The sequence below is a fragment of the Bartonella sp. AP150HLJHH genome (assembly GCF_042196385.1).
In the GTDB taxonomy this organism is placed as follows: Bacteria; Pseudomonadota; Alphaproteobacteria; order Rhizobiales; family Rhizobiaceae; genus Bartonella.
The window spans coordinates 1-3,083 of record NZ_JBHIQC010000066.1 but is presented as its reverse complement, the minus strand read 5'-3'; the positions used below and the strand labels follow the sequence as shown (position 1 = coordinate 3,083).

Annotated in this window: 5 protein-coding genes and 1 pseudogene; 3 read left to right on the top strand and 3 right to left on the bottom strand. The window is 35.1% G+C overall.

Going from position 1 to position 3,083, the window contains the following annotated elements; genetic code table 11:
* Positions 1-296 precede the first annotated feature (296 nt).
* Positions 297-650: a helix-turn-helix domain-containing protein gene (locus tag ACFING_RS09475; RefSeq protein ID WP_004859838.1), complete on the bottom strand. Its 354-nt coding sequence runs from the start codon at positions 648-650 to the stop codon at positions 297-299.
* A gap of 87 nt (positions 651-737) precedes the next feature.
* Here ACFING_RS09475 and ACFING_RS09470 point away from each other — a divergent pair, with 87 nt between their 5' ends.
* Positions 738-1,031: a helix-turn-helix domain-containing protein gene (locus ACFING_RS09470; protein WP_375630689.1), complete on the top strand. Its 294-nt coding sequence runs from the start codon at positions 738-740 to the stop codon at positions 1,029-1,031.
* Positions 1,032-1,043: 12 nt separating this feature from the next.
* A pseudogene (locus ACFING_RS09465) lies at positions 1,044-1,496 on the top strand (hypothetical protein).
* Positions 1,497-1,502: 6 nt separating this feature from the next.
* Here ACFING_RS09465 and ACFING_RS09460 read toward each other — a convergent pair.
* Complete coding sequence (locus ACFING_RS09460) at positions 1,503-1,661, bottom strand: hypothetical protein (protein ID WP_375630687.1); 159 nt, start codon at positions 1,659-1,661, stop codon at positions 1,503-1,505.
* 23 nt (positions 1,662-1,684) lie between these two features.
* On the opposite strand from ACFING_RS09460, the gene ACFING_RS09455 reads away from it, so the two are divergent.
* Positions 1,685-2,083, top strand: coding sequence for a hypothetical protein (locus ACFING_RS09455; RefSeq protein WP_375630685.1), 399 nt, complete (start codon positions 1,685-1,687; stop codon positions 2,081-2,083).
* Between the two features lies 1 nt (position 2,084).
* On the opposite strand, the gene ACFING_RS09450 is transcribed toward ACFING_RS09455, so the two are convergent.
* Positions 2,085-2,924 (bottom strand): hypothetical protein, encoded by an 840-nt coding sequence (locus tag ACFING_RS09450; RefSeq protein ID WP_375630683.1) that lies wholly within the window; start codon positions 2,922-2,924, stop codon positions 2,085-2,087.
* Positions 2,925-3,083 lie beyond the last annotated feature (159 nt).

Below are 3,083 nucleotides of genomic sequence, written 5' to 3'. Positions count from 1 at the left end.
TTTATAAGAATTGGATTTTCCATAATTTTTCCTCCCTAACGCCTCTTGGCGATTTTTTGTGCGTGGTTTATGGAATATATATAATACGCATAATGCATACTTGTCAACAATAAAATATGCGTTATGTGTATTTTATTTTTAACGGTATAAAAATCTTGTAAGAAGATTTTTTCTAAATGACGATTCTCATGAAAGGGGAAGGTGAATGGTTATGAAAACAATAAAAAGTGATATAGAATTAGATAACAAAATAATGCATCTGGTTTATACATTTAGTAATGAAAGAAAAAAAGCTTTTATTTTTTTTCTTCTGCATGCAGGCGATTTAAAAGGTGAAGAATTGTTTCTTTATCTGGTTGAGTTGTTTTTTGCAGTAGATTAATAATTTGCTCATCAACAGTTTGTTTTGTGGCAGGAATTGGAAAGGAGGGGCCTTCTCCCTCTCCAGTTAATAACCATCCTTCACTAATTCTAAATGCTTTTGCATATTTCGCAGATGCCCGTGATATTCCTCTTAATCCTTGTTCGTGCTGTATATAGCTAGAGTAGTTCCAGCCAAAATATCTAGCTGCTTCTTTAGCACTTCTAAAACCACGCGCTAAACGCGCTTTTATTAATCTAGCAGATTGGTCTATCGTGTTACTAAGCATTTTTATCTCCTTAATATATTCATATTGCATATAATTGGTATGCATTTCGACTTGACTTTTGAGTACTCATAATGCATATTATTTTTTATGGGAAAAATAGCAGTAAAACAGTTACGTAAAAATCTGAATTTAACTCTGAAAGAAATGGCAGCACGGTTAGGCGTCAACAAGTCAACAGTATGGCGTTGGGAAAAATATGGTGTTCCTTCAAGAGGAGCCGTTGCATATCTTCTCGAAGCGTTATGGAATGAACAATCTCCTCCAACGCCTTCTTTTGTCAAGGGTTCCACTGTTTGCATGAAGCCATGTGAACAAAATGAAATGACGAAGCTTCAATATGAAGAAAAGAATGAACATCAACAGCACCATTCACATTCTTAAAGAAGAAAGATCATGAGAAACGGAATATTGAAGAAACTCTACACACGGATTTGTAGATCAATAGGTTGTAATACGAAAATTGAGAATGGAGATAAGTTTGTGAAAGAATTTATACAAATACCGGATCGTGATTGTAGCATAGAAGATCTTATAAAACGACATAGAACTCATACAAAAATTCTTGCAAAACAAGAAGAATGGCATAAGTCACAATTTGATAGTTGGATGAGATAGCATGAAGCAACTCTTGCAGAGCGAGATAAGTCAATTGAACAACAGCAAGTAGTACTTGAAAACCTATCCTCTTTAATTAAGCAAAAAAATGAAACGCTATACAGCCAAAGGCTAAAGTTAGCTTCACAGATGAAAGTTATTGATGAATTAAACAATAAAATCACTGAGTTAATCAACAAAAAAGAAGAACCGAGATTGATCGATTTTATTTTTGCAGGAGAAGTTTTTTAACTTGCGTCATTTGAGCCAAAAATGAGGATTGTTAATTAACAATGAATCATTGCGAGGTTCCTTTTTCAAAAACATTTTTGCAAGACAGGCAATCACAACGCGCCCTGTCACAACAGCAGCATTTAGACTCTTAAAAAGAAAGATCAGAGATGATAGATGTCCCACAAATCTCCATAAGCAAAGTTCAGTTGATTGATCTTGTTAATAAGATTGGACAGAAAACCATATATTATGGTCTCCGTTCGCCTCAAGATGCATGTTTTGAAATAAGGATAGATCCCTCATCAACAGGTTGTCTTGTCTATATGCTGCATAGTATCTTTGCGCGTGATAATAGAAAATATTTTCCGTTATTTCCGTACGATGATTTTAATCAATGGTTTTTATCTGTGTTTACGCAAGCTTTCACAACTTGGTTTGATAATTATTTTGCTCAAGAGTTGTCATCTTTTTATCGCTTAAATGAGCTGATCTTGTTTACAGCCTTAGTCAAAAATAAGCTTGATATCTTAAGGGATGACCTCATCGAAAAAAGAGAAGAAGAAATCAAATTAATAAATGATGCGTGTAGTGTGCGTCTGAATTGAGTTAATCCACTTTTTTAAAGTCTATGAGGCTAGTTTGTGTTGTTACAGTCATTTTTGTTTCTGGTTGCAGTGGGGATGTATGGGTAATGATTAAAGTAACTTGGTCTTTTATATCTTCTTCACGTGCTGCTACAAAAATAAGGATTCTCGAAGGTTTGCCTTCTGAGGGAGCTACAGAAATATTAACATCGATTTCTGGTCCCGTTCGAAAATTCTTCGCTTTATCACAGAAGCCGCGTGATTTGTGTGACGTTGGCTTAGCATCAGGATTAACATATGGTGATTGCATTTGCTGCCATCTTGTTTCAGGTTTGTATATGATGCCATATCCAAGAATAAAGCGAGAACTATCTTTTAGCTTTATATTTAAAATATGGACGACAGTTTGTGCATTATTTTCTACCTTTAAGAAAAGAAGCGTCCACTTGTCCTTTGTTGGAAGATGCGGTCCAGTTGCATATATGGAAAGTGGCGGTCCTAAATCCTGTACTCTTTTGTTATCTAACAAAATTTTAATATGTTCTTCTGACCATTTTGCAATATCTTTTGTTGATTTTGCTTGCTCTTCAAGAGCTGCAGTTTGTTTTTCGCTTTCTGCAAATTTCTTGATTACCCATTTCTTATCTTGTGCTCGTTTTTTTGCGGCTTCTTTACGGTCTTTATTTCTTAAAATAAGCGCTACTGAAAGTGATCCGATAAATGACAGGAAACCTGTAAGAAATATCTTTATCCATTCTTGCATCTTTCCCCTCCCCACTTTTTTAGAATCGTTGGGAGGATACTTTTTCATAAACATTTTTTCAAGACAGGCAATCACAACACGCTCTGTCATAACACACATATAAATACGTAGAGCCTTAAGGGGGGGATTATGATCACTCATTTATATTTAATAAAAGAAGGGGGCGCGCATGTCTAATGCAATGCCATGGATAAGATTCCATTTGTATGACTGGATAAGTGGTACAGATGGAATGACGTTAGAGCAAAGGGGCGCTTA